The 21,220-nt window shown below is 72.1% G+C and carries 18 protein-coding genes; 5 read left to right on the top strand and 13 right to left on the bottom strand.

Annotated elements, in window-relative coordinates; all coding sequences use genetic code 11:
* Positions 1-35: 35 nt before the first annotated feature.
* The 11 genes from chvE to ACWGPF_RS15760 form a co-directional block, all read right to left on the bottom strand.
* Positions 36-1,157 (bottom strand): multiple monosaccharide ABC transporter substrate-binding protein, encoded by a 1,122-nt coding sequence (gene chvE, locus ACWGPF_RS15710; RefSeq protein ID WP_345436514.1) that lies wholly within the window; start codon positions 1,155-1,157, stop codon positions 36-38.
* A 195-nt stretch (positions 1,158-1,352) separates the two neighbouring features.
* On the bottom strand, positions 1,353-2,342 hold the full coding sequence (locus ACWGPF_RS15715) for a LacI family DNA-binding transcriptional regulator (RefSeq protein ID WP_452333681.1): 990 nt from the start codon (positions 2,340-2,342) through the stop codon (positions 1,353-1,355).
* A 165-nt stretch (positions 2,343-2,507) separates the two neighbouring features.
* Positions 2,508-3,428, bottom strand: coding sequence for an ABC transporter substrate-binding protein (locus tag ACWGPF_RS15720; protein WP_452333682.1), 921 nt, complete (start codon positions 3,426-3,428; stop codon positions 2,508-2,510).
* The gene (locus ACWGPF_RS15725) at positions 3,425-4,153 is read right to left on the bottom strand and encodes an ABC transporter permease (protein ID WP_452333683.1); all 729 of its coding nucleotides are present in this window, start codon (positions 4,151-4,153) and stop codon (positions 3,425-3,427) included. Before ACWGPF_RS15725 ends, ACWGPF_RS15720 begins: the two co-directional genes overlap by 4 nt.
* Positions 4,150-4,815: an ABC transporter permease gene (locus ACWGPF_RS15730; RefSeq protein WP_452333684.1), complete on the bottom strand. Its 666-nt coding sequence runs from the start codon at positions 4,813-4,815 to the stop codon at positions 4,150-4,152. Before ACWGPF_RS15730 ends, ACWGPF_RS15725 begins: the two co-directional genes overlap by 4 nt.
* On the bottom strand, positions 4,812-5,636 hold the full coding sequence (locus tag ACWGPF_RS15735; protein WP_452333685.1) for an ABC transporter ATP-binding protein: 825 nt from the start codon (positions 5,634-5,636) through the stop codon (positions 4,812-4,814). Before ACWGPF_RS15735 ends, ACWGPF_RS15730 begins: the two co-directional genes overlap by 4 nt.
* Positions 5,637-5,736: 100 nt before the next feature.
* Complete coding sequence (locus tag ACWGPF_RS15740; protein WP_452333686.1) at positions 5,737-6,669, bottom strand: 4-(cytidine 5'-diphospho)-2-C-methyl-D-erythritol kinase; 933 nt, start codon at positions 6,667-6,669, stop codon at positions 5,737-5,739.
* A gap of 50 nt (positions 6,670-6,719) precedes the next feature.
* Positions 6,720-7,565, bottom strand: coding sequence for a 16S rRNA (adenine(1518)-N(6)/adenine(1519)-N(6))-dimethyltransferase RsmA (rsmA, locus tag ACWGPF_RS15745; RefSeq protein ID WP_452333687.1), 846 nt, complete (start codon positions 7,563-7,565; stop codon positions 6,720-6,722).
* On the bottom strand, positions 7,562-8,449 hold the full coding sequence (locus ACWGPF_RS15750; RefSeq protein ID WP_452333697.1) for a TatD family hydrolase: 888 nt from the start codon (positions 8,447-8,449) through the stop codon (positions 7,562-7,564). The genes rsmA and ACWGPF_RS15750 overlap by 4 nt, the downstream gene beginning before the upstream one ends.
* A 5-nt stretch (positions 8,450-8,454) precedes the next feature.
* Positions 8,455-10,032 carry a methionine--tRNA ligase gene (metG, locus tag ACWGPF_RS15755; RefSeq protein WP_452333688.1) on the bottom strand — a complete coding sequence of 526 codons (1,578 nt, stop codon included), beginning with the start codon at positions 10,030-10,032 and terminating at the stop codon, positions 8,455-8,457.
* A 33-nt stretch (positions 10,033-10,065) separates the two neighbouring features.
* A complete protein-coding gene (locus ACWGPF_RS15760; protein ID WP_452333689.1) occupies positions 10,066-11,079 on the bottom strand; it encodes a LacI family DNA-binding transcriptional regulator in 1,014 nt (337 codons plus the stop codon).
* Positions 11,080-11,229: 150 nt separating this feature from the next.
* Between ACWGPF_RS15760 and ACWGPF_RS15765 the strand changes: the two genes are divergently transcribed.
* The 5 genes from ACWGPF_RS15765 to ACWGPF_RS15785 all read left to right on the top strand — a co-directional run bounded on the left by ACWGPF_RS15765 (position 11,230) and on the right by ACWGPF_RS15785 (position 19,162).
* Positions 11,230-13,251, top strand: a complete 2,022-nt coding sequence (locus ACWGPF_RS15765; RefSeq protein WP_452333690.1) for a beta-galactosidase — start codon at positions 11,230-11,232, stop codon at positions 13,249-13,251.
* A 113-nt stretch (positions 13,252-13,364) separates the two neighbouring features.
* Positions 13,365-14,597 carry a sugar ABC transporter substrate-binding protein gene (locus tag ACWGPF_RS15770; RefSeq protein ID WP_452333691.1) on the top strand — a complete coding sequence of 411 codons (1,233 nt, stop codon included), beginning with the start codon at positions 13,365-13,367 and terminating at the stop codon, positions 14,595-14,597.
* Positions 14,598-14,655: 58 nt separating this feature from the next.
* The gene (locus ACWGPF_RS15775) at positions 14,656-16,245 is read left to right on the top strand and encodes an ABC transporter permease subunit (RefSeq protein ID WP_452333692.1); all 1,590 of its coding nucleotides are present in this window, start codon (positions 14,656-14,658) and stop codon (positions 16,243-16,245) included.
* Entirely contained in the window at positions 16,242-17,141 is a 900-nt protein-coding gene (locus tag ACWGPF_RS15780; RefSeq protein WP_452333693.1) for a sugar ABC transporter permease, read from the top strand. Before ACWGPF_RS15775 ends, ACWGPF_RS15780 begins: the two co-directional genes overlap by 4 nt.
* 65 nt (positions 17,142-17,206) lie before the next feature.
* Positions 17,207-19,162: a glycosyl hydrolase 53 family protein gene (locus ACWGPF_RS15785; RefSeq protein ID WP_452333694.1), complete on the top strand. Its 1,956-nt coding sequence runs from the start codon at positions 17,207-17,209 to the stop codon at positions 19,160-19,162.
* A gap of 6 nt (positions 19,163-19,168) precedes the next feature.
* On the opposite strand, the gene rsmI is transcribed toward ACWGPF_RS15785, so the two are convergent.
* Positions 19,169-19,984, bottom strand: coding sequence for a 16S rRNA (cytidine(1402)-2'-O)-methyltransferase (gene rsmI / locus ACWGPF_RS15790; protein WP_452333695.1), 816 nt, complete (start codon positions 19,982-19,984; stop codon positions 19,169-19,171).
* Positions 19,985-19,993: 9 nt separating this feature from the next.
* Positions 19,994-21,220: DUF4407 domain-containing protein (locus ACWGPF_RS15795; RefSeq protein WP_452333696.1), on the bottom strand; the 1,227-nt coding region annotated here is incomplete at its 5' end.

Raw genomic sequence — 21,220 nt, forward strand, 5'->3', positions numbered from 1 at the left:
CGCCGGAGCGGCGCGGCGGGCCGGATCGGAGGGGCTTACTGGAGCTCGTCGGCCGTGTAGTAGCCGCTGTCGACGAGGATCTCCTCGTAGTTGTCAGCGGTCACGATCGTCGACTCGTGCAGGTACGACGGGACGACCTTCACGCCGTTGTCGTACGTCTCGGTGTCGTTGACCTCGGGCTCCTCGCCGTGCATGAGCGCGTCGACCATGTCGGCCGCCGTCTCGCCGAGGAGGCGGGTGTCCTTGAAGATCGTCGAGTACTGCTCCCCCGCGAGGATCGACTTCACCGAGCCGACCTCGGCGTCCTGACCCGTGACGACCGGGAGGTCGTCGGCCGAGTACCCGCCCGAGGTCAGCGCCGAGATGATGCCGATCGAGAGGCCGTCGTAGGGCGAGAGCACGCCGTCGATCTTCGTGTCCCCCACGATCGTGAGGATGTTCTCCATGCGCTCCTGCGCCGTCTCCGGCAGCCAGCGGAGGATCGCCGCCTGGTCGAAGTCGGTCTGCCCCGACGGCACCTCGAGCACACCCGAGTCGAGGTAGGGCTGGAGGGTGTCGATGGCGCCGTCCCAGAAGAAGGTCGCGTTGTTGTCGTCGGGGCTGCCCGCGAAGAGCTCGACGTTGAGCGGGCCCTCCACGCCCGTCTCCTCGCCGTTCTCGTCGAGCACGCCGAGACCGGTCAGAAGGCTCGTCGCCTGCTGGACGCCGACCTGGTAGTTGTCGAACGTCGTGTAGTAGTCGACGTTCTCGGTGCCGTTGATGAGGCGGTCGTAGGCGATCACGGGGATGTCGCTGTCGGCCGCGGTCTGCAGCACGTCGGTGAGGGTCGTGCCGTCGATCGACGCGATGATGAGGGCGTCGGCGCCGCTCGAGATCATGTTCTCGATCTGTGAGACCTGCGTGGGGATGTCGTCGTTGGCGTACTGGAGGTCGACCTGGTAGCCGAGGTCCTCGAGCGTCGCCTTGACATTGTCGCCGTCCGCGATCCAGCGCTCGGACTGCTGCGTGGGCATCGCGACGCCGATGGTGAGCGAGCTCGTGTCGACCTCGCCGCCCTCCTCCGTCGCTGCGCCGCCTCCGGTGCGGTCGCCGCTGCAGCCGGCGAGCGCGAGTCCGCCGACGGCGACGATGCCGACGAGCAGAAGGTGCTTCTTCACGGGTGTTCTCCTCTGAATCCAGGACTCGGGTTCCTCCCTTCCCATGAGGGAGGGATGCGCCGCCGAGGAGTCGGGACCGCAGAACACGTCGGGACTTCTTCGTCGGGGCCTCACGTCTCCGTGTGACCGTTCACATCGCGTCTCATCGTGCACCCGCTCGGCCCGCGTGTCAAGCCGACGCTCTGTCACATCTCGCTAACGACGAGCGACGGCAGAGTCCCGCACGACGAGGGCGGGGGCGGTCGCCGCGGGTGCCTCGAACTCGTCCCCGCGCAGCGCCGACAGCAGCCGCGCGATCGCGCGGCGCCCCAGGTCGGCGAAGTCGATGTGCACGGTCGTGAGCGGCGGCCACACATGTGCCGCGACGGGAATGTCGTCGAAGCCGACCACGCTCACATCGCGCGGCACGTCGAGCCCCGCGTCACGGAACCCGTGCACGAGCCCGATCGCCATGAGGTCGTTGGCCGCGAAGACGGCGGTGAAGTCCTGCCGGCGGGCGAGCTCGCGGCCGGCGTAGTGGCCGAAGTCGGCCGTCCAGTCGCCGCGGATGGGCGGGATCGTCGGGAGGTCGGCCTCGCGCAGCGCCTGCAGATAGCCGCGCATGCGGGAGTCGGCCTCGATCCAGTCCTGCGGACCGGAGAGATGGAGGATGTCGGCGTGCCCGAGGTCGACGAGATGCTGCGTGGCGAGCCGCGCACCCTCCAGCTGGTCGGGAGCGACACTCTCGCTGGCCTCGCCCGACGCCGTCTGCAGGCTCACGAACGGGATGCCGATGGCCATTCCCCGCAGGACATGGAACACGCGGACCTGCGGGGCGAGCACGACGATGCCGTCGACCTGCTCGCGCTGCAGCTGGCGAACGGCGGCGCCGATCGCCTCGGGTGAGGTGTCGGGCAGGTTGAGGTTCGTGACCGAGTAGCCCTCGACGCGGGCCGCCTCCTCGATCGCGGCGATGGAGGCCGTGGGCCCGAACTCCCCCACGCTCGCCGACAGGATCCCGATGAGGTGGAGCTTGGACGTGACGAGCGCGCGGGCGGCCTGGTTCGGCCGGTAGTCGAGCTGGCGGATGGCGTCGAGGACGCGCTGCTTCGTCTCCTCGCGGATGGACGGATGGTCGTTGAGCACGCGCGACACCGTCTGGTGCGAGACGCCGGCCAGGCGCGCCACATCGCGGATGCTCGGCATCCTGGGCCGCTCCGTCGCGTTCGCCACAGTCGTTCGTCCTTCATCGGGTGCGGCGATGCGCACGGTCACATCGCCTCCCACAGTATGACGCACGAGCGGCCGCGGGGCCATCCGGACGCGACGACGCCCCGTCCGCGGACGGGGCGTCGTCGGGTCCGCTCGGCGTCAGGAGAGGCCGTTCTCCTCCAGCCAGGCGCTCGCGATGTCGGCCGACGACTCCTCGTCGACCGTGCTCTGCACGTTGAGCGCGACGAGACCCTCGGGCGTGAGCGCCTCGCTCACGGGGTCGATGACGTCGGCGATCTCGTCGGCGATATCGGCCGAGGCGATCGGGACGACGTTCGAGGCGAGGAGCAGCCCCTCGGTGTCCTCGAGGGGGACGAGCCCGTCCGTCTCGATGCGGGGGTCGGCCGTGAAGACGTTCGCGATGTTGATGGTGCCCGCGAGGAGCTCCTCCACGGTCGTGTCGCCCGTCGCCGAGAACCCGACGTCGAGGCCGTAGACCTCCGCCGCGCCGTCGGGGCCGTAGGGGCGCTCCTCGAGCTCGGCCGGCCCACCGAGGACGAGCGGCACGTCGACGTCGGCGAGGTCGGCGATCGTGGCCAGGTCGTACTCCTCGGCGAAGTCGGCCGTCACGGTGTACGAGTCCTGATCGGACGCCGTCGACTGCGCGAGCGCGCGCAGGTTGTCGGGCAGCGCCTCGACGAGCGCGGCGTAGACGTCGTCCGGCGTGCGCGCCGTCGTCTCGGGGTCGTACACCTGCTGCAGCAGGCTGCCGCTGTACTCCGGGAAGAGGTCGATCTCGCCGTTCTCGATCGACGGCAGGTACGCGTCGCGCTGCCCGATGTTGAACTGGCGCTCGACCTCGTACCCGGCGCCCTCGAGCGCCTGCGCGTAGATCTCGGCGATGATCTCGTTGGAGTAGTACGCCTGCGAGCCGACGACGATGGCGTCGCCCGACGCCCCTGTGCCGTCGGTGTCCGACGTCTCCTCCGCGAGCGGGTCGGAGGACCCGCACCCCGCGAGAGCGAGGGCGGCGGCCGACGCGAGGGCGCCGACGAGGACGATTCTGCTGCGGTGCGTCATGTGAGAGCTTCCTTCTCTCGAGTGCGGCGGGCCGCACGGGTGTCCCCTCGCGGGGTGGTCTGGGTGGCGCCGGGCGGCTGGGCGGCCTTCTGCAGGAGGGCGAAGACGGCGTCGAGCACGAGCGCGAGCGCCGCGACGACGAGCGCGCCGCCGAGCACCTGGTCGAAGCGGCGCAGCTGGATGCCCTGCAGGATGTCGAAGCCGAGCCCGCCTAGGTTGACGTAGGCCGCGAGCGTGACGGTCGCGACCACCTGGAGCACGGCGGCGCGGATGCCGCCGACGAGAAGCGGCAGCCCGAGAGGGGCCTCGACGCGCCACAGGATCTGCCACTCGCTCATGCCCGTCGCGCGCGCCGCGTCGATCGTGCGCCGGTCGATGGCGTCGAGCCCCGAATACGCGCCCGCGAGGATCGACGGGATCGCGAGGAGCACGAACGCGATGATCGCCGCCTCCGTCTTGTGCAGCACACCGAGGAGCAGCACGAGCAGGAGGATGAGGCCGAACGACGGGATGGCCCTGGCGGCGCCCGCGAGGGCGACGGCGACACCGCGCCCCCTGCCCGTGTGCCCGATGAGCCACCCGGCGGGGACCGCGACGACGGCGGCGATCGCGACCGAGCCGAACGTCAGCGCGAGATGGACGAGGAGCGCCTCGGGCAGCGGGTTCGACCCCGTCAGCCGGTCGGGCGATGACAGCCACGCGAGCGCCTCGGCGAGCAGGTTCATGCGACCGCCCTCCCACGCCGGGCGGGAGCGGCGGCGCGCGTCCACGGCAGGAGCAGGCGGCCCGCGAGCTGCAGCAGCAGGTCGACGAGGAGCGCGACGAGCGCCACCGCGACGACGCCCGCCAGGATCTCGGCGACGATGCGCCGCTGGAAGCCGTTCGTGAAGAGGTAGCCGAGGTTCGTCACGCCGATGAGCACGCCCACCGTCGCGAGCGAGACCGTGCTCACGGCGGCGACGCGGAGGCCGGCGAGGATGACCGGCCCCGCCAGTGGCAGCTCCACGGCGGCGAACCGGCGGAAGGGTCCGTAGCCCAGAGCGACCGCGGCGCGACGCGTGTCGCCGTCGACGGAGTCGAGCCCGTCGGCGACCGAGCGCACGAGGATCGCGACGGCGTAGATCGTCAGTGCGACGACGAGGTTGATCTCGCTCAGTGCGGAGAAGCCGAATACGACCGGAAGGATCGGGAGGAGCGCGAGCGACGGGAGGGTGTAGAGCAGGCCCGTCGTCACGACGATCGGGCCGCGCAGCACGCGGCTGCGGTGCGCGAGCCACCCGAGCGGGAGCGCGATGAGCAGGCCCCACAGGATGGGCGGCAGGCTCTGGCGCAGGTGCTCGCCCGTGAGCTGCAGGATGAGGCCGAGGTTGTCGGCGACCCAGCTCATCCCGCGGGCTCCGTCAGCACTCCCTGCACGCGGCCCGTCTCGTCGACGACGACCGTGCGCCCGGACTCCTCGCGCAGCGACATCCGCCGTCTCCCCGCCGAGAGGCCGAGGAACCGGCGCACGAAGTCGTCGGCGGGCGCCGCGACGATCTCGTCGGGGCGCCCCTGCTGCACGATGCGCGCGCCGTGGTCGAGGATGACGACGCGGTCGCCCAGGAGGAACGCCTCGTCGATGTCGTGCGTGACGAAGACGATCGTCTTGCCGAGCTCGCTCTGCAGGCGCACGAGCTCCTGCTGCAGCTCGGCGCGGACGATGGGGTCCACGGCGCCGAACGGCTCGTCCATGAGGAGGATGTTGGGGTCGGACGCGAGTGCGCGGGCGACGCCGACGCGCTGCTGCTGGCCGCCCGACAGCTGGGCGGGATAGCGCTCGGCGAGCGACGCGTCGAGTCCGACGACCTCCATGAGCTCGCGCGCGCGTGTGCGGGCGGTGCGCCGCGGCACGCCCTGCAGCACCGGGACCGTCGCGATGTTGTCGACGACGCGCACGTGCGGCAGCAGGCCGGCGTTCTGCATGACGTAGCCGATGCTGCGGCGCAGCTCCACGGCGGAGCGCCCCGTGACGTCCTCGTCGTCGATGAGGACGGAGCCCGACGTGGGCTCGACCATCCGGTTCACCATGCGCAGCAGGGTCGTCTTGCCGCACCCCGACGAGCCGACGAACACCGTCGTCGTGCGCGACGGCAGCACGAGGGAGAAGTCGTCGACCGCTGTCGCGCCGCCGGGATAGCTCTTGCTCACCGACCGGAATTCGATGCCCACGCCCCCAGCAAAGTGCATGCCGCCGACATGCGCCACTCCCGCCGTCATCCGGCGAGACCCTTGACAGCGGTACGTCCGCCGTGATCGCAGACGGCGGCCGTCAGCCGACGACGCGGGCGCCCGGCACCGGCCCGTGCGCGAGGAGCGCGTCGAGACCGGCGGCGTCGAGCACGGCCTGCAGCTCGGCCGCCGCCTCCGGCGACTCCGCGAGGAACGCGACGGTCGGACCCGAGCCCGACACGATCCCCGCCAGCGCGCCCGACGACTCTCCGAGCTCGAGCGTGGCCGCGAGGTCGGGGCGCAGCCCGAGCGCTGCCGCCTGCAGGTCGTTGCGGAGCACCTCGGCGAGCATGGCGGGGTCCCCCGCGCGCAGCGCCTGCAGCACGGCCGCATCGACGGCCGGGATCTTCCGCGCCGGCGCGATGTCGAGATGGTGCCGCTCGCGATGCCGGTCGAGCGCGCCGTACACCTCGGGTGTCGAGAGCCCCTCCTCGTTCACGACGAGCACCCAGTCGAAGCGCCCGCGCGCGAGAGCCGCGCTCAGCTCGTCGCCGCGCCCCGTCCCGATCGCGGTGCCGCCCTTGAGCGCGAACGGCACGTCGGCGCCGAGGCGCGCCGCGAGGCGGTGCAGCTCCTGCGAGCCGACGTCGGTGCCCCACAGCGCATCGCAGGCGACGAGCGCCGCGGCCGCGTCCGCGGACCCGCCGCCCATGCCCCCCGCGACGGGCACCTGCTTGGCGACCTCGAGGTGCACGCCGCCGCGGTACCCGGTCTCCGCCGCGAGCAGCCGGGCCGCGCGCAGCGCGAGGTTCCTGTCGTCGACGGGCACCCCCGACACGTCGACCGACCCCGACACCGCCATCGTGAAGCCGACGGCGTGCTCCGCCGTGAGGTCCTCGTACAGCGACACGGCCTGGAACGCCGTGGCGAGCTGGTGGTAGCCGTCGTCCTCGCGACAGCCGACCTCGAGGAAGACGTTGATCTTTCCGGGGGCGCGCACGCGCACGGGGGCCGAGGTCGACGCGATGCTCACCCGTCCAGGCTACCCACCGGCGACACCCGTCGCCGACCCGTGTCGTCGGGCTACGCGGGGAGCGCTCGCGCGATCCGGAGGAAGTCGTCGATCGACAGCTCCTCGCCGCGCGCCGTGGGGGCGACGCCCGCGCCCTCGAGGAGCGCGCTCGCGGCGGCCGACCCGCCGAGCTCGGTCGACAGCGCCTGCCGCAGCATCTTGCGGCGCTGCTGGAACGCGGCGTCGACGATGCGGAAGGTGCGCACGCGCTCCTCCTCCGTCCCGCGCGGCGCGGCATCGCGCCGGAACCCCACGAGCACGCTGTCGACGTTCGGGACGGGCCAGAACACCTGGCGCGACACGGTGCCCGTCAGCCGCCACGGTCCGTACCAGGCCGCCTTCGCACTCGGGGCGCCGTAGACCTTGGAGCCCGGAGCGGCCGCGAGCCGCTCCCCCACCTCCGCCTGGACCATGACGACGCCGCGGTCGATGCCGGGGAACGTCTCGAGGAAGTGCAGGAGCACGGGCACCGAGACGTTGTACGGGAGGTTGGCGACCAGCACGCGGGGGTCGCCGGGGAGCTCCGTCACGCGCAGCGCATCCGCATCGACCACCGTGAGCGCGCCCTCCGGCACGCCGCGCTCGCGCGCCGTCGCCGGCAGCCGCTCGGCGAGTCGATGATCGATCTCGACGGCCGTGACCGTCGCCCCCGTCTCCAGGATGGCGAGCGTCAGCGACCCCAGGCCCGGACCGACCTCGACGACGCGCTCGCCCTCCGCGACCTCGGCGGCGTGCACGATCTTGCGCACCGTGTTGGCGTCGACGACGAAGTTCTGCCCCAGCTTCTTCGTGGGCGTGACGTCGAGCTCCGCCGCGAGCTCGCGGATGTCGCCCGCGCCGAGCAGGCGGACGGTCACGACCAGTCCCCGTACACGGCGGCGGTGTTCTCGGCGAGCTGCGCGCACAGCGTGTCGACCTCGACGCCGAGCACGTCCGCCATGAAGCGGACCGTGACCGGCACGAGGTACGGCGCGTTCGGCCGGCCCCGGTGCGGCACCGGCGTGAGGAACGGCGCGTCGGTCTCGACGAGGATCCGCTCCCGCGGCGTCACCTGCAGCGCGTCCCGCAGGTTCTGAGCGTTCTTGAACGTGACGTTTCCGGCGAACGAGAGCCAGTAGCCGGCGTCGGCCGCCTCGTGCGCCATGTCCTCGTCGCCGGAGAAGCAGTGGAAGACGGTCTTCTCGGGGGCGCCGACCCGGCGGAGGGTGTCGAGCACGGCGCGGTGGGCGTCGCGGTCGTGGATCTGCAGGGCGATCCCGTGGCGCGTGGCGATGTCGATGTGCGCCTCGAAGGAGGCGAGCTGCGCGGGGCGCCCGTCCTCGCCGGTGCGGAAGTAGTCGAGGCCCGTCTCGCCCACGGCGCGCACGCGGGGATGCGCGGCCAACTCGTCGATGACGGCGATCGCCTCGTCGAGCCGCCCCTGGGCGGCGTATGCCGGCGCGTCGTTCGGGTGGATGGCGACGGCCGCGAGCACGCGGTCGTCGCGCTCGGCCGCCTGCACGGCCCAGCGCGACGACTCGATGTCGCCCGACGACTGCACGACTCCCGCGATGCCGACGGCCTCCGCGCGGTCGAGCTGCTCGCTCAGGGTGAGCGGCTCGTCGCCGTCCTCGATCTCGAGGTGGCAGTGGTTGTCGTAGACGGCGACCGCGAGAGGCTCGGGCGCCGCCGGGTAGCGGAGGTCTTTCCTCCCGTCGCGGCTGCGTTCGCGGACGTAGGTCGACGGGTCGCCGGCCGCCATGCCCGTCACTCCGGCTGCTCGACCCGCGGGAAGAGCGGGGCGAGGGGGTGGGTCGACGTGCCGGCCGGTGTGAGCCCCCAGGCGCCCGCCTCGCGCAGCGGCTGCGCCGTCAGCGCGCCGAGCGCGCCCTCGAGGCCGAGGGCGTCCCACAGGGTCGCGGTGGACTGCGGCATGACGGGGCTCAGCAGCACGGCGAGGGCGCGCAGTCCCTCGGCGCACGTGTAGAGCACGGTGCCGAGGCGGTCGCGGCGGTCGGCGTCCTTCGCGAGCGCCCACGGCTCGTTCTCCGTGATGTAGCCGTTGAGGGCGTCGACGATCGTCCAGATCGAGCGGACGGCCTCGTCGATGCGGAAGCGGTCGATCGCCGCGTCGGCGGCCGCGGCCGCGTCGGCGACGACGCGCTGGACCGCGAGATCGGCGTCCGTGTAATCCGCAGGAGCGGGCACGGCCCCGTCGAAGTACTTCCCGATCATGGCGACCGTGCGCGATGCGAGGTTGCCGAAGCCGTTCGCGAGCTCCGCCTGGTAGCGGGCCGACAGGTCCTCCCACGAGAACGAGCCGTCCTGGCCGAACGCGATGGCCGACAGGAAGTAGAAACGGTAGGCGTCCGAGCCGAAGACGTCGGTGATGGCGTTCGGGGCGATGCCCGTCAGCTTCGACTTGGACATCTTCTCGCCGCCGACGAGCAGCCAGCCGTGCGCGAACACGTTGTGCGGCACGTCGATGCCGGCCGCCATGAGCATGGCGGGCCAGATGACGGCGTGGAAACGCAGGATGTCCTTGCCGACCACGTGGTGGGCGGGCCAGCGCCGCGCGAAGGTGCCCTCGTCGGAGCCGTAGCCGATCGCCGTCGCGTAGTTGAGCAGCGCGTCGACCCACACGTAGATGACGTGGGACTCGTCCCACGGGACGCTGATGCCCCAGTCGAACGTCGAGCGCGAGATGGAGAGGTCCTTGAGTCCCTGCTGCACGAAGGCGACGACCTCGTTGCGCGCGGACTCGGGCTGCACGAAGTCGGGCCGGTCGCGGTAGAGCGCGAGGAGGCGGTCCTGGAACTCGCTGAGCTTGAAGAAGTAGTTCTTCTCCTGCAGCAGCTCGAGCGGCTTCGAGTGGATGGCGCACACCTTGAGCCCCTCGAACGGCCCCGTGCCGTCGACGATCTCGCTCTCCGGCTTGAACTCCTCGCAGCCGACGCAGTAGAGCGCCTCGTACTCCCCCGCGTAGATGTAGCCGCGATCGTAGATCGCCTGGAGGAAGCGCTGCACGCTCGTCTCGTGGCGCTCCTGCGTCGTGCGGATGAAGTCGTCGTTCGCGACGTCGAGGGTCTCCAGGAGCGGCTGCCATGACTCCGCGACGAGCTTGTCGACCCACTCCTGCGGCGTCGCGCCGTTGGCGGCCGCCGCGCGGATCATCTTCTGGCCGTGCTCGTCGGTGCCCGTCAGCATCCAGGTGTCGTCGCCCGCCTGCCGATGCCAGCGCGCGAGCGTGTCGACCGCCACCGTCGTGTACCCGTGCCCGATGTGGGGGACGTCGCTCGGGTAGTAGATCGGCGTGGTGATGTAGAAGGAGCGGCCGGAAGTCACCAGGAGAGTCTATGGCGGGAGCGCCGTGCCGCGTTACGCGCTCGCGCGGACGACCAGCTCGGCGTCGAGCGTGAGCTCGCGGCCGCCGCCGCCGCCCACCACGTCGAGCAGCATCGCCACCATGGCCTCGCTGATGCGCCCCCACGGCTGGCGCATGGTCGTGAGCGGCGGGTCGTGCGTCTCGGCGAGGCCGGAGTCGTCGAATCCCGCCACCGCGACGTCGTCCGGCACGCGCAGTCCCTCGCGGCGGAGGACGGAGACGGCTCCGGCCGCCATGCGGTCGGAGGCGGCGAACACGGCGTCGATGTCGCGCGAGCGCGACAGCAGCCGCGACATCGCCGCGGCACCCGACTCGCGCGAGTAGTCGCCGGACTCCACCAGTGCCTCGTCGAGGAGTCCGCCCATCTCGGCGCGGAAGCCCTCGCGCCGGAAGCGGCCGCCCGGCGTGTCGTCCGGTCCCGCGATGTGCGCGATGCGGCGATGACCTCGGTCCAGGAGGTGCCGCGTCATCGTCCGCGCCGCGGCCGCCTCGTCGATCGCGACGGAGGGGACGAGCCCTTCCAGTGCGAGGGGCAGCCCGGACGCGACGATCGGGATGCCCGCCTCGTGCATGCGGCCGAGGAACGGGTCGGAGGCGTGGCTCGAGATGAGCAGCACGCCGTCCACATGCCCTGCGCGGACGTAGGCGAGCACGTTCTCCTTCTCGGCCTCGGTGCCGGCGACGAGCAGGACGAGCGTCATCGAGCGCTGCGACAGCGCCTCGGCCGCTCCGCGCAGGAGGAGTCCGAACGTCGGATCCTCGAAGAGGAGATGGTGCTCCTCGGTCAGGAGGAACGCGAGCGATCCCGAGCGGCCCGTGGCGAGGCTGCGCGCATGGTGGTTGGCGGTGTACCCCGTGCGCCGGATGGCGTCCTCCACCGCGGCGCGCGCATCGGGCGACACCCAGTGCCCGCCGTTGATGACGCGCGATACCGTTCCGCGGGAGACGCCCGCCGCCGCCGCGACATCGCGGATGGTGGGCTTGCGCGCCGCGCCGGACTGCTCCATGAGGACACACTCTAGCGTCAGGCCGTCCCGACTGGGACCGGTCACAGTTCGATAACGGAACGGTCACGAGCTTGCTCCGCGGACGCCGCGCTCACAGACTGGGACCGGTCACAGTACCCCGACACACCGTCCTCGACACAATGGAGCGTCATGCCCGACCTGCCCACCTGGCCCGCCCTCTCCGGGATCGCCTACGGCGGCGACTACAACCCCGAGCAGTGGCCTCGCGAGACGTGGCGCGAGGACGTGCGCCTCATGCGCGAGGCGGGCGTCGACCTCGTGAGCGTCGGCATCTTCTCGTGGGCGCTCATCGAGCGGCGCGAGGGCGAGTTCGACTTCTCGTGGCTCGACGAGGTCATCGGGCTGCTCCACGAGAACGGCATCCGGGTCGACCTCGGCACGCCGACGGCCTCGCCGCCCGCGTGGTTCTTCGCAGCGCACCCCGAGGCGCGCGTGATCACGAGGGACGGCACGGTCATGGGCTTCGGATCGCGCGGGATGGCCTCGCACTCCTCGCCCGCGTACCGCGCGGCGATCGTCCGCATCGCGACCGCCCTCGCCGAGCGCTACGGCGACCATCCGGCCGTCGTGCTGTGGCACGTGCACAACGAGTACGGCGTCCCCGTCGGAGAGGACTACTCGCCGGCGTCGGTCGCGGCATTCCGCGCCTGGCTCGCCGAGCGGTACGGCTCACTCGACGCGCTCAACGCGGCATGGGGCACGGCGTTCTGGGGCCAGCACTACGAGGAGTGGGAGCACGTCGGCGCGCCGGCCGCCGCGCCGTCGGTCGTGAACCCCGCCCAGCGGCTCGACTTCCTGCGCTTCACCGACCACCAGCTGCGGCAGTGCTACATCGCCGAGCGCGACGCCATCCGCGCGCACGCCGCGCAGCCCGTCACGACGAACTTCATGGCGAACCAGAGCTGGACGACCGACCTGTGGGCATGGGGTCGCGAGGTCGACGTCGTGGCCGACGACCACTACCTCTGGGCGCCCGACGAGGAGGCGCACATCGGCCTCTCGATCGCCGCCGACCTGTCGCGCTCCGTGGGCGGCGGTGCGCCGTGGATCCTCATGGAGCACTCCACGTCGGCCGTCAACTGGCAGCCGCGGAACATCGCCAAGCGGCCGGGCGAGATGGCGCGCAACTCGCTCGCGCACGTCGCCCGCGGCGCCGATGCCGTGCTCTTCTTCCAGTGGCGCGCCGGACGCGCCGGCGCCGAGAAGTTCCACTCCGCGATGCTCCCCCACGCCGGCACCGACTCGCGCGTGTGGCGCGAGGTCGTCGCACTGGGCGCCGACCTCGACCGGCTCGACGGCGTGACGGGCTCGCGCGTCGAGGCCGAGGTCGCCGTGCTGTGGGACTTCGAGTCGTTCTGGGCGCAGGACCTCGAGTGGCGCCCCACCGACGACCTCTCCCACCAGGAGCGCGTCCGCGCCTACTACGAGACGCTGTGGCGCGACGGCATCACGGTCGACTTCGCCCTCCCCGGCCACGACCTGTCGCACTACAAGCTCGTCGTCGCCCCCGCGCAGTACCTCCTCACCGCCGCCGACGCGGCGAACCTCGCCCGCTACGTCGAGGGCGGCGGCACGCTCGTCGTGTCGTACTTCTCGGCCGTCGTCGACGAGAACGACGCCGTCCACGCCGGCGGCTTCCTCTCGCCGCTGCGCGACGCGCTCGGCGTCGACGTCGAGGAGCACCTGCCGCTGCGCGCGGGACGGACCGCGCTCGTCGAGTGGGCCGGTGGAGAGACGATCACGGCCGACCACTGGCAGGAGGCGCTCCGTCTGCACGGCGCCGAGGTCGTCGGCGCCTACGCCGAGGGGCCGGGTGCCGGCGGCCCCGCCGTCACGCGCCACCGTCACGGCGCGGGCACGGGCTGGTACGTCTCGACCCGCCCCGACGCCGCGGGGCTCCGGCGCATCATGGCCGACGTGTACGCGGACGCCGGCATCGCCCCCGCGGGGATCCCCGAGGGCCTCGAGGTCGTGCGTCGGCGAGCGGACGACGGCCGCGTGTTCGCGTTCGCCGTCAACCACCGCGACGACGACGTCGAGCTCGACGTCGCCGGGCGCGAGCTCCTCGCGGGCGCCGCGGCGTCCGCCTCCCACGTCGTCCCCGCCGGGGGCGTCGCCGTCATCGAGCTCGCCCGGGAGGGCGCGCACTGACCCGCCCTGCGGGGCACCCCTCCGGGCCGACCGGCCCGGTTGACAGCACACCAGGTCGTGACGGAGCGGCCGCCTCGGCGGACGCGGCGCACGGCCATCCTGAAGGAGACATCATGCGCACGCAGATGGCATTCGCCGGCATCGCGGCCGCGTCCGTCCTGCTGCTCGCGGGCTGCGCGGGCGGCGACGCCCCGGCAGCGAGCGAGCAGCCGTCCGACGAAGGCTCGGGCGCCGAGCTCGTCGTGTGGACCGACGAGGAGCGCGAGGGCGCGATCGCGGCCGCCGCGGAGCAGTTCGAGGCCGACACCGGCGCGACCGTGACGCTCGTGCAGAAGAACTTCGAGGACCTGCGCAACGACTTCATCGCGCAGGTGCCCACGGGCGAGGGCCCCGACATCACGGTCGGGGCGCACGACTGGCTGGGCGCGCTCGTGACGGCGGGCGTCGTCGACACGATCGACCTCGGCGAGACCGCGTCCGCCTTCGAGCAGGTCGCCCTCGACGCCATGACCTACGACGGGCAGCTCTACGCGCTGCCGTACTCGCTCGAGACGGTCGCGCTCGTGCAGAACGTCGACATGGTCGGGTCCGACGCCCCCGCGACCTGGGACGACCTCGTCGCCATGGCGGAGGCGTCGGGCGCAGAGCGTCCCGTCGCGATCAACACGGCCGGCGAGACCGGCGACGGCTACACGATGTACGGCCTGCAGACCTCGTTCGGCGCCCCCGTCTTCGTGCAGGACGAGACGGGCTCGTACACGAGCGAGGTCGGCATGGGCGGGGACGCCGGGACGGCGTTCGCGCAGTGGCTCCACGACAACGGGTCGGCCGGCACGGGCTACATCTCGACGACCGTCGACTACGACATCAACAACGAGCTGTTCAACAGCGGCCAGACGCCCTTCACGATCCAGGGCCCGTGGGCGATCAGCTCGTACGCCGACGTGCCGAACATCGCCGTGAACCCCATCCCCTCGGCGGGAGGCGAGACGGCAGCGCCGTTCGTCGGCGTACAGGGCTTCTACCTCAGCGCGCAGAGCGAGAACGCCCTCCTGGCGCAGGAGTTCCTCGTGAACTACCTCGCCCAGGAGGACGCGCAGCGCGCCCTCTACGAGGCCGACCCGCGCATCCCCGCGTTCACGGAGCTCGCCGAGGAGGTCGCGTCCGACCCGATCATCGCGGGCTTCCTCGCCTCGTCGCAGAACGGCGTGCCGATGCCGTCGATCCCCGAGATGGGGTCGGTGTGGGACCTGTGGAACGCGGCCGAGGTGCAGATCATCAACGGCGCCGACCCCGCGGGGACGTGGAACCAGATGGTCGCCGATCTCGAGGCCGAGCTGGGCTGACCCGGCGGTCCGGGGCGGGCGGCGCCCGCCCCGGACTCCGACGGCAGGAGGAAGAGGAATGACACAGCAGGACATCGCCGTACGCGGCGAATCGCACGCCAGGGGATGGCGCGGAATCGGGGCGGGCTTCGTCGTGAAGCTGCTCCTCATGGCGGTCGTCAACGCGCTCGGCGTCGCCGTCGTCCTCGCGGCGTGGCAGGCGGAGTCGTGGGTCGTGCTCGGCGCGTCCGTCGTGCTCCTCGTCCTGGCCGACTGGATCTACTTCACGCGACGCGCGCTGCCTCTCAAGTACCTCTTCCCGGGCCTCGCCTTCCTCGCCGTCTTCCAGATCTTCGTCCTCGGCTACACGGCGTACGTCGCCTTCACGAACTACGGCACGGGCCACGCGGGCTCGATGCAGCAGGCGGTCGACGCCGCCCTCATCCAGGACGAGCGGCGCGACCCCGCGTCGCCCGAGTACCCCCTCGCGATCGTCGAGTCGGACGGCGCGCTCGGCTTCGCGATCGCCGACGACGGCGCCGTCCGCGTCGGGACGGCCGACCAGCCGCTCGAGACCGCGCCGGGCGCGGTGATCGGATCGTCCGGCGCACCGGAGTCCGTCCCGGGGTGGGATGTCGTGCCGCGCGCCGAGGTGCTCACCGACACCGACCTGCAGGAGCGCGTGGCCGCTCTCCGGGTGCCCGTGTCGGAGGACGCGGAGGACGGATCGATCCGCACGCGCGAGGGCGCGACGGGCGCCGTCTACACGTCGACGCTGGAGTGGGATGCCGAGGAGGAGACCTTCACGGACTCCGAGACGGGCGTCGTGTACGCACCGTCGGACGACGGCCGCTTCGTGGCCGACGACGGCACGGCCCTCGCGACCGGCTGGTACGTGGGCGTGGGCTTCGACAACTTCGTGCGCGCGGTCACCGACGCCGACCTCGCGGGACCGCTCCTGCAGGTGACGGCGTGGACGTTCGCGTTCGCCGTGCTCACGGTGCTCACGAGCTTCGGCCTCGGCCTGCTGTTCGCGATCATCTACAACGACGAGCGGGTGCGGGGGCGCAAGGTGCTGCGCACGCTCATGATCCTCCCCTACGCCTTCCCGGCGTTCATGTCGGCGCTGCTGTGGCGCGGCATGCTGAACTCCGAGTTCGGCGTCGTCAACGACCTCTTCTTCTTCGGAGCCGACATCACATGGCTCGGCGATCCGGTGCTCGCCAAGGCCGCCGTGCTCTGGGTGAACCTGTGGCTCAGCTACCCGTACTGGTTCCTCGTGTGCACGGGCGCGCTGCAGGCGCTGCCGTCCGACACGCTCGAGGCCGCGACGATCGACGGGGCGGGGCGCTGGCGCCGATTCCGGTCGATCATCCTGCCGCAGCTCCTCGTGTCGACGGCACCCTTGGCCATCTCGTCGTTCGCCTTCAACTTCAACAACTTCACGATCATCTACATGCTCACGGAGGGCGGTCCGGCGTTCCTCGGCAACTCCGGCCTCGGCGCGACCGACATCCTCATCTCCGCCATCTACCGCATCTCGGGAGTCTCGGGCGGCAGCGCAGACTACGGCCTCGCGAGCGCGCTCTCCATCGTCGTCTTCATCGTCATCGGCGTCATCTCGGCCCTGGCCTTCCGCCAGACCCGCAAGCTCGAGGAGTTCCAGTGAGCACCGTCACCGAACGCATCACGTCGCCGTCCCCCGGACGCCGCCCCGCGCGCCGCGCGCGCTGGTGGGCCGAGGTGGGATGGAAGTACCCCGTCGCGGTCGTGGTGCTCCTCTACGCGATGTTCCCGCTGCTCTACATCGTGTCGGCGTCGCTCAACCCGCGCGGCAGCCTCGCGGGGTCGAGCGCCCTGTTCTCCGCGCTGAGCGTCGACAACTTCGCCGCCCTGGGCGAGACGCGGTTCTGGTCGTGGATGCTCAACACGCTCTACGTGGGCGGGGCCGCGGCCGTCGGGGCGGTACTCATGGGCGCGGCTGCCGCCTACGCGTTCTCGCGGTTCCGGTTCGCCGGGCGCCGCGCGAGCCTGACGGGCCTGCTCATCATCCAGATGTTCCCGCAGACCGTCGCGTTCGTCGCGGTGTTCCTCCTCCTGCTCGCTCTCGGCGAGGTCGTGCCCGCTCTCGGCATCAACTCGCGCCTCGCCCTCATCTGCGTGTACCTCGGCGGCGCGCTGGGCGCGAACACGTTCCTCATGTACGGCTTCTTCAACTCGATCCCGGCCGAGCTCGACGAGTCGGCGAAGATCGACGGCGCGACGCACGCGCAGATCTTCTGGCGCATCATCATGCCGCTCGTGACGCCCGTGCTCGCCGTCGTGGCGCTGCTCGCCTTCATCTCGGCGTTCGGCGACTTCATCCTCGCGAAGATCGTGCTGACGAGCGAGGAGAACTGGACTCTCGCCGTCGGCATGTACCAGTGGGTGTCGAACCAGCTGACGTCGCGCTGGGGCATCTTCGCCGCCGGCTCCGTCGTCGCGTCGATCCCCGTGCTCGTCCTCTTCCTCTCGCTGCAGCGCTACATCGTCGGCGGCCTCACGGCCGGCTCGGTGAAGGGCTGAACGAGCGAAGCGAGCCGAAACCTGGCCCCATCCCCATCCCCTCCCGCACGAAGGAGTGCCCCGTCATGCCATCCCCCCTCCGAACCGCCCTCGCGACGGCAGCCGTCGTCGCGGTCGTGATCGCGATCGCGCCCTCGGCACAGGCCGTCGAGACCGACGACCTCACCGTCGCCCCCGTGGCGGGCCTCGCGGACGACTTCATGCTCGGCGTCGACGTGTCGTCCGTGCTGTCGCTCGAGGAGTCGGGCGTCGTCTTCCGCGACGACGCCGGACAGCCGGCCGATCTCTTCGCGGTGCTCGCCGACCACGGCGTCACCGATGTGCGGGTGCGCGTCTGGAACGATCCCTTCGACGCGGCCGGGAACGGCTACGGCGGCGGCGACGTCGACGTGGACCGGGCGCTCGAGATCGGCGAGCGCGCCGACGCCGCGGGCATGGGCGTCGTCGTCGACTTCCACTACTCCGACTTCTGGGCCGACCCGGGCAAGCAGCAGGCGCCCAAGGCGTGGGAGGGGTTCACCGTCGCCGAGACGGCCGAGGCCGTGCACGACTTCACGGCCGACGCCCTCTCCCGCTTCGCGGCGGCGGGCGTCGACGTGCGGATGGTGCAGGTGGGCAACGAGACGAACAACGGCGTCGCAGGCGTCACGGGCTGGGACGGGATGGCCGCGGTGTTCCGGGCCGGTTCCGCCGCCGTGCGCGAGACGCTGCCGGAAGCGCTCGTCGCGCTGCACTTCACGAACCCCGAGACGGCGAGCAGGTACGCCTCGTACGCTGCGGCGCTCGACGCCCGCGGAGTGGACTACGACGTGTTCGCGTCGTCGTACTACCCCTACTGGCACGGCACGACCGCGAACCTCACGGCGGCGCTGACGCAGGTGGCGCAGACGTACGACAAGCAGGTCGTCGTCGCCGAGACGAGCTGGGCCTACACGCTCGAGGACGGCGACGGCCACGGCAACACGATCGACCTCGCCTCTGAGGCGACGGCGTACGCGGTCAGCCCGCAGGGCCAGGCCGACGCCTTCCGCGATGTGGTGCAGGCCGTCCACGACGTCGGCGACGCCGGCATCGGGGTCTTCTCGTGGGAGCCGGCCTGGCTGCCGGTCGGCCCCGCCGAGGCGGTCGCGGCCAACCGGCTGCTGTGGGAGGAGTTCGGGTCGGGCTGGGCGTCGAGCCACGCCGCAGAGTACGACCCGCACGACGCGGGAGCGTGGTTCGGCGGATCGGCCGTCGACAACCAGGCGCTGTTCGCGTTCGACGGCACGCCGTTGCCGTCGCTGCGCGTGTTCGAGTACGTGCGCACGGGCGCAGAGGGTCCGCGCACCGTCACGACGGTGGAGCAGGTCTCGCTCATCGCCGACGAGGGCGACGCCGTCGCGCTCCCCGCGACGGTGGCGGTCGGGTACAGCGACGGCTCCGTCGAGCAGCAGGCCGTGACGTGGGCGGATGCCGACCTCACAGCGGTCGGCGTGCACACCGTGAGCGGCTCCACGGCGGCGGGGCTCGCGACGACGGCGACCGTGGAGGTGAGGCCTCGCTCGCACCTGCCCGGCGGCGGGTTCGAGGGCAGGGACGCCGCGCTGTGGACGCTTACCGGCGACGGCGGGTCGATCGGCTGGCAGGCGGACGCCTCCGAGGGGACGGACGCGCTGCACGTCTGGCTCGACCGCGACTTCGCGGGGTCGGCGACGCAGACGGTCACCGGCCTCGCACCCGGCTCGTACGTCGCCGTCGCGACCTCGCAGGGCGGAGCCGTACAGGCGGGCGACGCCGTGATGCTGCGCGTGACGGCATCGCCCGCGCACCTTCCGCCGCAGGCGTCGGCGAGCGCCGTCGCGGCGCAGACCCGCACGGCCGCCACGGCCCTCCCGTTCGACGGATGGCGCGCCTACGCGACTCGGACGACCGACGCCGTGCGCGTGAAGCGCGGTCAGGCCGTCACGGTGTCGGTCGAATGGGACCTGTCGTCCGGAGCCTGGGGAACCGTCGACGAGGTGCGCCTCGTGAAGGTCGGCTGACCCGGGTCAGCGGGCGGCGAGCGCGGCCTGGTAGAGCTCGCGCGACGAGCGCCCCGTCGCGGTCGCGACCTCGGCGGCCGCCTCCTTGAGGCGGCCGCCGGATGCGACGAGCGACAGCACCTGCCGGACGGCGTCCTCCAGCGGCACCTCGCGGCGATCGGCTCCCGCCACGACGACGACGAGCTCGCCGCGCACGCCTGCGCCGGCCCAGCCGACGAGCTCGGCGAGCGTGCCGCGCGCGACCTCCTCGTGCAGCTTCGTGAGCTCGCGGGCGACGACGGCGCGTCGGTCGGCGCCGAACGCGTCCGCCATGTCGGCGAGCGTCTGCGCGACGCGCGTCGGCGCCTCGAAGAACACCATGGTGCGCGGCTCGGCCGCGAGCGCCGTGAGCGCGCGGCGCCGCTCCCCCGGTTTGCGCGCGACGAAGCCCTCGAAGGTGAAGCGGTCGGTCGGCAGACCGGAGACGGCGAGCGCCGTGAGCACGGCGGAGGGCCCCGGCACGACCGTCACGTCGACGCCCGCGGCCGCCGCCGTCTGCACGAGCCCGTAACCGGGGTCGCTCACGGTCGGCATGCCGGCGTCCGTGAGGACGACGAGGTCGGCGTCCCTGGCGAGCTCCACGAGCTCGGCGGCCTTCTGCCGCTCGTTGTGGTCGTGCAGGGCGATGAGCCGCGGCCGGTTGGCGATGCCGAGCGCCGCCAGCAGGCGCTGGGTCGTGCGGGTGTCCTCCGCGGCGACGACCGTCGCGCTCTCGAGCAGCTCGACGAGCCGGCGCGACGCGTCGCCGAGGTTGCCGATGGGGGTCGCCGCGAGGATGATCACCCCGACAGCCTAGGTGCGCGAGCCCGCGAGGATGTCGGCGCGGTCGCGGAAGCCGTCGGAGTTGACCCGGTCGAGGGCGACCTGCTTGCGGATGGCCGCGGCCTTCTCGTAGAGGCTGGGGTCGCCGAAGCTCGTGAGCACCTTCACGATGACGGGGAGCAGCTCGACCATGAGGAAGAGCGCCGCGATGAGCAGGTGCGCGATGCGGATGGCCGGCTCGCGCTCGCCGAGCGTCTGCAGGCCCGTGATCTGGCTCAGCAGTCCGATGGCGCCCGCGTTCGTCTCGGCGACCGAGGCGGCGCGGGCATTGTATGCCGCGAGCGCGGTGTCGTACGCGGCCTGCGCGGCGGGGAGCTGGTCCTCGGCGGCCTGGCGGTTCGCCGACTCGGAGGTGGCGGTCTGGGTCGCGGCGGCCGACTCCGTGTCGGCGAGCGCCTCGTTGGCCTCACGCAGCTGCGCGGCGAGGTCGTCGTACGTCGCCTGCGCGGCCGCGAGCTGCGCCTGGGCGGCTTCGGAGCTCGCGCCCTCGCCCGTGACGCCCGTGCAGCCGGCGACCTCGCCCGATCCCGTGCCGTCGAGCTCGCACTGGTACAGGGCGCGCGCCTCGTCGATGACGGTCTGCTGCGCGGCGAGCTTCTCGGTGATGGCGTCGACCGTGCTCTGGGCGGCCGAGACCGAGGCCGACGTCGAGTCGGTGCCCGTGACGATGCCGGTGGCCGCCTGGTTCTGCAGTGCGGCGAGGTTCGCGGTGGCCTCGTCGAGCGCCTGCTTCTCGGGGCCGGAGTCGAGCGCCGCCTGGTCGTCCTGCGCGGAGGCGATGTTGGTGGCGGCGACCTCCTGGGCGATGTCGTTGTGGAAGGCCTGGAGCACGATCGGCTCCGCGACGATGACGCCGATGATGAGCGCCATCACGACGCGGGGCGCGGCCAGCCCGATGAGCTTGATGACGCTGCGCGTGGACGACATCGTCGAGGTGAGGAACCGGTCGAGGTTGAAGATGATGCCGGCCCACACGATCGCGAGCGGGATGGCGAGCCACACGGCGACCTGCACGCCCGTCGTGAGGGCGAAGAGCATGGAGAGCGCGGAGACGAGGGCCGTGCCGAGCAGGACGAAGAACATCTGCACGAACCGCGGCGTCTCGGTCGGCACGATGTCGAGCACGTGCCCGTCGGCCCCTCCGAGGATCGCGAGCCGCCGCAGGCGCGAGCCCGGGGCACCGGCGAGGGGGCGGCG

It is taken from the genome of Microbacterium sp. NPDC055683, assembly GCF_053617895.1.

What these genes read in the sequence shown, in the direction of transcription:
- ACWGPF_RS15715 (WP_452333681.1), bottom strand. Translation starts at nt 2,342, where the DNA reads ATGCCGAGCATCCGCGATGTGGCGCGCCTGGCCGGCGTCTCGCACCAG.
- ACWGPF_RS15730 (WP_452333684.1), bottom strand. Translation starts at nt 4,815, where the DNA reads ATGAGCTGGGTCGCCGACAACCTCGGCCTCATCCTGCAGCTCACGGGC.
- ACWGPF_RS15760 (WP_452333689.1), bottom strand. Translation starts at nt 11,079, where the DNA reads ATGGAGCAGTCCGGCGCGGCGCGCAAGCCCACCATCCGCGATGTCGCG.
- ACWGPF_RS15750 (WP_452333697.1), bottom strand. Translation starts at nt 8,449, where the DNA reads ATGGCGGCCGGCGACCCGTCGACCTACGTCCGCGAACGCAGCCGCGAC.
- ACWGPF_RS15765 (WP_452333690.1), top strand. Translation starts at nt 11,230, where the DNA reads ATGCCCGACCTGCCCACCTGGCCCGCCCTCTCCGGGATCGCCTACGGC.
- ACWGPF_RS15785 (WP_452333694.1), top strand. Translation starts at nt 17,207, where the DNA reads ATGCCATCCCCCCTCCGAACCGCCCTCGCGACGGCAGCCGTCGTCGCG.
- ACWGPF_RS15725 (WP_452333683.1), bottom strand. Translation starts at nt 4,153, where the DNA reads ATGAACCTGCTCGCCGAGGCGCTCGCGTGGCTGTCATCGCCCGACCGG.
- ACWGPF_RS15775 (WP_452333692.1), top strand. Translation starts at nt 14,656, where the DNA reads ATGACACAGCAGGACATCGCCGTACGCGGCGAATCGCACGCCAGGGGA.
- ACWGPF_RS15770 (WP_452333691.1), top strand. Translation starts at nt 13,365, where the DNA reads ATGCGCACGCAGATGGCATTCGCCGGCATCGCGGCCGCGTCCGTCCTG.
- ACWGPF_RS15720 (WP_452333682.1), bottom strand. Translation starts at nt 3,428, where the DNA reads ATGACGCACCGCAGCAGAATCGTCCTCGTCGGCGCCCTCGCGTCGGCC.